Here is a 6,459-nt window from a genome sequence, read left to right as displayed (position 1 = left end):
TTCCACCCGTTCCTCATCGGACAGAACGACTTCAACAGCACGAGGTCCTGGCGACATACCAACAGGCTACCTACTTAGCCTCGAAATTTCTGGCGCATCACACTAGGGCGTGTATCGGAAGTTGCTGTTGATGGTGCCGAGTAGCTGCGATCATCCGGGCCATGACTGTTGATTGGAGCGGTGACAAGGTCGTCTTTCGGCGCGCTGCTGCGGAGCACATGGACGAGGTGCTGAGCGTGCTCGACGAGGCGGCGGGGTGGCTTGAGGCACGCGGGGTCAGTCAGTGGCCTTCGCGCTTTGAGGCCGCATGGGTGCAGGAGACTCTCACCCGAGGCGAGACCTGGCTGGTGGAGATCGGGGGCAAGGTCGCGGGTACCGCCACAGTGGACTGGTCAGACCCGTTGTGGGCAGATCTCGGCGGCACGGCGGGATACGTGCATCGCATGGCCGTGCGCCGTTGGGCTTCCGGGCTGGGCAGCGTCATTCTCGACTGGGCAGGCGACACCGCTCGGCAGCGAGGTGCGAACACCTTGCGGCTGGACTGCGTGAAGTCCAACGGCCGTCTGCGTTCCTACTACGAGACGCAGGGTTTCGTGCACTGTGGTGACGTGCCGGTGGGTGGCGCTCCCGGCCAGCGGCAGGACGATGGCCCCGTCACCTGGGTCAGCCGCTATGAACTCGATCTTGAAGCGCGGTGAGTTGCGCGTCATAGCCACTCGTTGATGGCTGCGATGAGAACGGTCGCCTCGTAGCGGACCGCGAGCTTGTCGTAGCGAGTTGCCACGGCGCGGTGCCTTTTGAGGCGATTGATGCCGCACTCGACCGCGTGCCGACCTTGTAGTCCTCGGCGTCGAACGTGGGCGGCCGGCCGCCGCGCGAGCCGCGCTTCTTGCGGTTGCGCACCTGGTCGGCCTTGTCCGGGACGGTGCAGCGGATGCCGCGTCGTCGCAGGTAGGCGCGGTTCTTGCGGGAGGCGTACGCCTTGTCGGCGCGGACCCGGTCGGGCCGGGTCCGCGGACGGCCCGCCCTCGGGCGGGCGACGCGGACTTTTTTCAGGACGGGCTCGAACTGCGGGGAGTCACCACGCTGTCCGGCCGTGATCACGATGGACATGGGCCGCTGGCCCTGCTCGACGGCCAGGTGCAGCTTGGTGGTCAGGCCGCCGCGCGAGCGGCCGAGGCCGTGGTCGTCCGGCTCGATACCGACGCCGCCGGGCGGCTCCTTCTGCAGGTCCCCTTTTTCCGTGCCCCGGCGGCGTGCTGGTGGGCCCGGCAGACGGTGGAGTCGATGTTGAGGTCCCAGGTGATGAGCTCCTTGGCGTCGGCCTGGGCCTGCAGTTCTGCGAAGATCCGCTGCCAGGTACCGTCCCGCTGCCAACGCCGGAACAGGTCATACGACCGGGCCCAGGGCCCGTATCGCTCAGCACATCCCGCCACGGGACACCGGTGCGGGTGCGAAACCGTATGCCGTCGATCAGTTGCCGCCTGGTCCATATCGGCGGACGGCCCGGCTTCTTGCCCCGGGGCAACAAAGGCTCCAGGCGCGCCCACTGTGCATCCGTCAGATCTCCACGTGCCACGAAGCAAGATCATCTCACCTCGAGATCCACTTCCGATACACGCCCTAGTTGCCCTCGCACTCAAGAGGAGTCGGCCGGGGCGCTTCACGAGGGAACGACGATCAGTTCCCACTGCGGCGAAACGGCCCGGGAACTCATGCCCTGGACCGCCCGCCCAAAAGCGCCGAGTTTGCGCTGCACGGAGTTACTCCCTCGGGCCAAAATGGCTACCTGCGAACGTCCGACAGTCGCGCACCATGGCCGGCGTGGATGCCAGGGGCCGGCTGATCCTGGCCACGGTGGACGGTCGTCAGTCCGGCGGCAGCGAGGGATTCACCCTCCAGGGGGCCGCCGCCTTCATGCGCTGGCTCGGCGCCGTGGACGCACTCAACCTCGATGGCGGCGGCTCGACCGCCATGGCTGTGGGCGGTGTTCTGGTCAACAAGCCCTCGGACGCTGCGGGTGAGCGGGCGGACGGCGGCACGATCCAGGTACTGCCTGGTGGCCAGACCGGCTGACATTGCCCTTGCCGGAAACCTCATCCGTGCAGGTCACGCCGCATGTTGATATGCGTGCAGGATGCCGCCGAGTCGATCGTGTCGGTGTATGTCGAGGTGGGCCAACGCGTCGGGATCGTCGATCGGCGGGGGCAGGGGGTGCAGCGGTCTGGCGTTGGCGATGCCTTGGTGTGGTCGGTGTCCGTTGTAGAACTGCTCGAACTCCCGCAGGGTGTGGAGGAGATGTCGCTGGTTCCAGATCAGTGTCCGGTCCAGGAGCTCGCGGCGACAGCTCTGTATCCAGCGCTTCGTGATCGAGTTCATTCTTGGCATCTGGATGCCGCTGAGGACGACTTTGATCCCTGCGTCCTTGAGGACGGCATCGAAGAGGGGGGAACTTCCCGTCCCGGTCCCGGATCATGAACCGTGCGCGGCAGCGGAGGTCGTCGAGGTCCATGACGAGGTTCTTCGCCGCTTGCGCTACCCAGGATGCGCTCGGATGCGCGGTGGCGCCCAGGACGCGGATCCGGCGAGTGCCGTGCTCGATCACTACGAGCACGTATATCCGTACGCCCGACAGGGGGACTGTTTCCATGAAGTCGCAGGCCAGAAGCGCCTCAGCCTGGGAACGCAGAAAACTGGCCCAGGTACCGGAATTCCGCTCGGGCGCTGGGTCGATGCCTGCCTCCTTCAGGATTTCCCAGACGGTGGACGCGCCCACCTTCACCCCCAGCACGAGCAGTTCGCCGTGCAGGCGCCTGTACCCCCAGCTCGGGTTCTCCTTCGCCAGGCGCAGCACCAGCATGCGGATCGAGCGCACGGTACGTGGTCTTCCCGGGCGGTTGGGCCGGCAAGAGAGGGCATGGCGGCGTGCGACGAGGTCGCGGTGCCAACGCAGCACCGTGTCGGGGCGTACGAGCAGCCGTAACTGTCGCAGGACGTGCGTCGGCAGCCGGTGCAACAGCGCCGGCAGGAACGCCCGGTCGCTCGGCGTGAATCGGATCTTGCCCTTGCCAAGTTGGCGTTCCAGCACGGCGATCTGGTGACGCAGGGCGAGGATCTCCGCGTCCTTGTCCCGGTCGGTCAGCGGCAGCAGCCGCAGCATTGAGAACGCGTTCGTCACACTCAGGTAAGCCAGTCGCAGCAGCACGATCGATCATCATGACGCGCTGACGGCAGATGCGCGAGAGTGTCAGCTCGAGCGACCGCGGCCAAGACTTCGGGAAACCCGAAGAACCGCCCTCGCCAGGGCGGATGAGATTTCCGGCAAGCGCACAGTTCGCGGCCGCGCGCACGATGTGGTTGGCCAGCGTGTCGGTCAGACCTCTCATCGGCGGTCGAACGGCGTCCTCGGGCCCGGTGGCACCACCCCCAGGCCATCCGTTCGGCTGGGGGAGAAAGTCATGCCCACTTCGGAGGCCGGGCGCCCCATTGCGGGGCCACCAGGAAGGTAATGGGGGCTGGGATCAGGTCGTGGAGATGGCGGCGTTCATCTCCCACATGAGTACCTCGGCGCCGTCGGGGCCGCCGGTGACGCGCTGGCCCTCCGCGGCGGTGATCCGGGCCGCGTCGCCGGTGGCCAGTGCTCCCGCGCCCTCCAATTCGATGCTGCCGCGCGCGACAAAGAGGTGGGCGAAGGGGGCGGTGGCAATCTCCAGGGTCTCGGCGGGGCGGATGCGGGCGACGTGCAGGGCGGCGTGCTTCTGGCGGATGCTGATCGCGCGCTGGTTTCCGTGCTCGGGCATGCCGGAGGCGAGCGTGGTCCAGCCGCCGAGGGCGAGTTGGTCGTTGATGTCGAGCTGCTCGTAGCCGGGGCGGATTCCGGACTCGTCGGGGATGGTCCACATCTGGATGAAGTGGACGGGGTCGTGGTGTTCGGGCTGGCCGGTAAGGGTCCATGAGTCGTTCTTCTCACTGTGCAGGATGCCGGTGCCGGCGCTCATCCGCTGGGCGAGGCCGGGGTAGATCACCCCGTTGTGGCCCTCGGAGTCCTGGTGGACGAGGCTGCCGTCGAGGACCCAGGTGATGATCTCCATGTCCCGGTGGGGGTGGGTCTCGAAGCCGGTGCCGGGGGCGACGACATCGTCATTGGAGACCAGCAGGAGCCCGAAATGAGTGTTTTGGGGGTCCCGGTGGTGCGAGAAGGAGAAGGAGTGGTGGGAGTCGAGCCAGCCGGCGCGGGTGTGGAAACGCTCGTCGGCGCGCCGGATGTCGAGGGGGTGGGTCATGGTGCTGTCCTTCCTGTCCTTGCTGTTCGTGCGGCCGGGGGTGTCGACCCCGACATGGTTGAATGTTGTACAACACTGGAGGCAGGGTTATTCCCGCCACCCCATAGGGGGATCGTCTTCAGTTTGGTTTACGGTTCAACTAGTGTACGGTCGGCGGGCACGGACCCCAAGGATGAAATCTGTCATGGGCATCTTCAGCCGCAATCGAACGAACGACACCAACGGAACGGAGACCCCAACCGTGAGTACCCCGATCAAGGTAGCCGTCGTCTACTACTCCTCCACCGGCACGATCGCCGAGGTCAGCAAGCAGATTGCCCAGTACGCGGAGAAGGCGGGCGCCGAGGTCCGCCTGCTCAAGGCGGCCGAACTGGCCCCGCAGGAGGCGATCGACGCCAACGCTGCCTGGGCTGCCAACGCTGCCGCCACCGCCGACGTCCCTGAGGCCGCCCCGGCCGACATCGAATGGGCCGACGCCGTGATCTTCGGCTCCCCCACCCGCTTCGGCAACATCGCCTCGCAGCTGAAGCAGTTCATCGACACCCTGGGTGGTCTGTGGGCCCAGGGCAAGCTCGCCGACAAGGTCTACAGCGGCTTCGCCTCCTCCTCCACGACCCATGGCGGCCAGGAGTCCACCCTGCTCGCCCTGTACAACTCCTTCCATCACTTCGGCGGCATCGTCGTCGCCCCCGGCTACACCGACCCCGCCAAGTTCGCCGACGGCAACCCCTACGGCACCTCCCACGTCGACGCCCAGGGCAGCAATCCCGTCGACCAGACCACCCGCGAGGCCGCCCGCGTCCAGGCCGAGCGCATCGTGCGCATCACCACCGCCCTCAAGGCCGGCCTTGCCACCGCCTGAGCCCGCCAACCGGCAGAACACCACCCCCGGGCCGGTCGGCCGCACGACGTCGTGCGGCCGACCGGCCCGGGCATCACCACAAGTCGCCGACCCACTCCGCGATCATCGACGGTCAGGGATCGGAGCAGAGTCTGGAGTGCACCTGTCGGGCTCGAAAAGTCATCGCTACTGGTCAAGCGGCGTAGTGGTACTCGTTGATGGGGTCGCCGAGGACGTGTGTGCGCAGGAGTCTGCGTGCGTTGTGGTTGTGCACGGTGATGGGCTGCTGCCCGGCGTCAGGAGGTAGCTGGTCTCGGCTTCGATGAGGGCGATGTGTGTTGTAGTGCCGCTGGTAGGCGGCCAGGACCTGTCGGGCGTGTGCCTCGTTCGTGATCAGGATGTGGTCGAGGGCCTCGCGCCGGATGCTGCCGATCACCCGTTCACAGTGGGCGTTCATCCGCGGCGTTCGTGGCGCGCTCTTGATCACCTCCATGCCATCGGCTTCGAAGGACTGTCCGTACTTGCCATCGCGGTCACGGAGCAGGAATCGCAGGGACTCCATACGCGTGTTCAGGTCGGCGGCTACGTTCCGGGCCTGCTGCACCGCCCATTCCCGGGAGGGATGTGCCGTGACGTTGGAGATATGGAGGCGCCGGGTGCCGTGTTCGAGGAAGGCGAGCGCGTACAGTCTGCGGCCGAACACGGTGTCGAGATGGAAGAAGTCTGCCGCGATGATGCCCTCGGCCTGGTTCGTGAGGAACTCGCGCCAGGTTGGGCCGGTACGGCGTGGGGCTGGATCGATGCCCGCGGCTGTCAGGATGTTCCATACGGTGGATGCGGCGATCGGGTGCCCCAGGCGAGCCAGCTCGCCCTGGATCCGCCTGTGGCCCCACCTCGTATTTTCCCGGGCCAGTCGCAGTATGAGCTTCCTGAGTGCCGCCCTGGTCGGTGGTCNCCCGGCCGGGGCGCGTCGCGCGCTGTAGTCCCATTTCGCCGCGATGAACCTGCGATGCCACGCCAGCAGGGTGCCGGGCGTGATCGGGAAGACCCCACGCCACCGGCAGCGGGGTATCAGCCCGGACAGCGCAGCCAGCCAGAATCGATCAAAGGGCTCATACCGGACTCGGTCGTGGATCTGACGCCTCAACACCGCGTTCTCGTGCCGCAACACGAGCAACTCCGCGTCCTTCGTGGCCTGGCTGCGCAGCAGTACCCGGGGGATGGACAGTAGCTTGCGCACGACCTTGTACACCAGTGAGACGGTCACGCGGACATGCTCTCAGCCGAGGCCGAATACCTGACGTCACCTGCAGCGACGACTTTCCGAGCCCCACA

At 66.7% G+C, this 6,459-nt stretch carries 7 protein-coding genes and 1 pseudogene; 3 read left to right on the top strand and 5 right to left on the bottom strand.

Annotation, left to right across the window (positions count from 1 at the left end):
* Window positions 1-161: 161 nt before the first annotated feature.
* Entirely contained in the window at window positions 162-698 is a 537-nt protein-coding gene (locus LCH29_RS43380) for a GNAT family N-acetyltransferase (protein ID WP_446467193.1), read from the top strand.
* Here the strand turns inward: LCH29_RS43380 and LCH29_RS43375 are convergent.
* Both LCH29_RS43375 and LCH29_RS43370 read right to left on the bottom strand, forming a co-directional pair.
* A complete protein-coding gene (locus LCH29_RS43375; RefSeq protein WP_446467195.1) occupies window positions 664-1,140 on the bottom strand; it encodes a transposase in 477 nt (158 codons plus the stop codon). The two genes, LCH29_RS43380 and LCH29_RS43375, sit on opposite strands and share 35 nt — an antisense overlap.
* Window positions 1,079-1,579 (bottom strand): transposase, encoded by a 501-nt coding sequence (locus tag LCH29_RS43370; protein ID WP_446467194.1) that lies wholly within the window; start codon window positions 1,577-1,579, stop codon window positions 1,079-1,081. The genes LCH29_RS43375 and LCH29_RS43370 overlap by 62 nt, the downstream gene beginning before the upstream one ends.
* Between LCH29_RS43370 and LCH29_RS43365 the strand changes: the two genes are divergently transcribed.
* A complete protein-coding gene (locus LCH29_RS43365; protein ID WP_446467192.1) occupies window positions 1,552-2,076 on the top strand; it encodes a phosphodiester glycosidase family protein in 525 nt (174 codons plus the stop codon). The two genes, LCH29_RS43370 and LCH29_RS43365, sit on opposite strands and share 28 nt — an antisense overlap.
* Window positions 2,077-2,109: 33 nt before the next feature.
* Here LCH29_RS43365 and LCH29_RS43360 read toward each other — a convergent pair.
* A pseudogene (locus tag LCH29_RS43360) lies at window positions 2,110-3,205 on the bottom strand (integrase core domain-containing protein).
* Window positions 3,206-3,521: 316 nt separating this feature from the next.
* Window positions 3,522-4,283: a pirin family protein gene (locus LCH29_RS43355; protein WP_446467191.1), complete on the bottom strand. Its 762-nt coding sequence runs from the start codon at window positions 4,281-4,283 to the stop codon at window positions 3,522-3,524.
* Between the two features lie 241 nt (window positions 4,284-4,524).
* Between LCH29_RS43355 and wrbA the strand changes: the two genes are divergently transcribed.
* Window positions 4,525-5,145 carry an NAD(P)H:quinone oxidoreductase gene (gene wrbA / locus LCH29_RS43350; RefSeq protein ID WP_446467190.1) on the top strand — a complete coding sequence of 207 codons (621 nt, stop codon included), beginning with the start codon at window positions 4,525-4,527 and terminating at the stop codon, window positions 5,143-5,145.
* Window positions 5,146-5,317: 172 nt separating this feature from the next.
* Here wrbA and LCH29_RS43345 read toward each other — a convergent pair whose 3' ends face one another.
* Window positions 5,318-6,391 carry an integrase core domain-containing protein gene (locus LCH29_RS43345; RefSeq protein ID WP_446467189.1) on the bottom strand — a complete coding sequence of 358 codons (1,074 nt, stop codon included), beginning with the start codon at window positions 6,389-6,391 and terminating at the stop codon, window positions 5,318-5,320.
* Window positions 6,392-6,459 lie beyond the last annotated feature (68 nt).

This window comes from Streptomyces sp. BRA346, assembly GCF_052851135.1.
The sequence above is the reverse complement of the archived record's forward strand: the minus strand, read 5'-3'. Positions and strand labels throughout refer to the sequence as shown.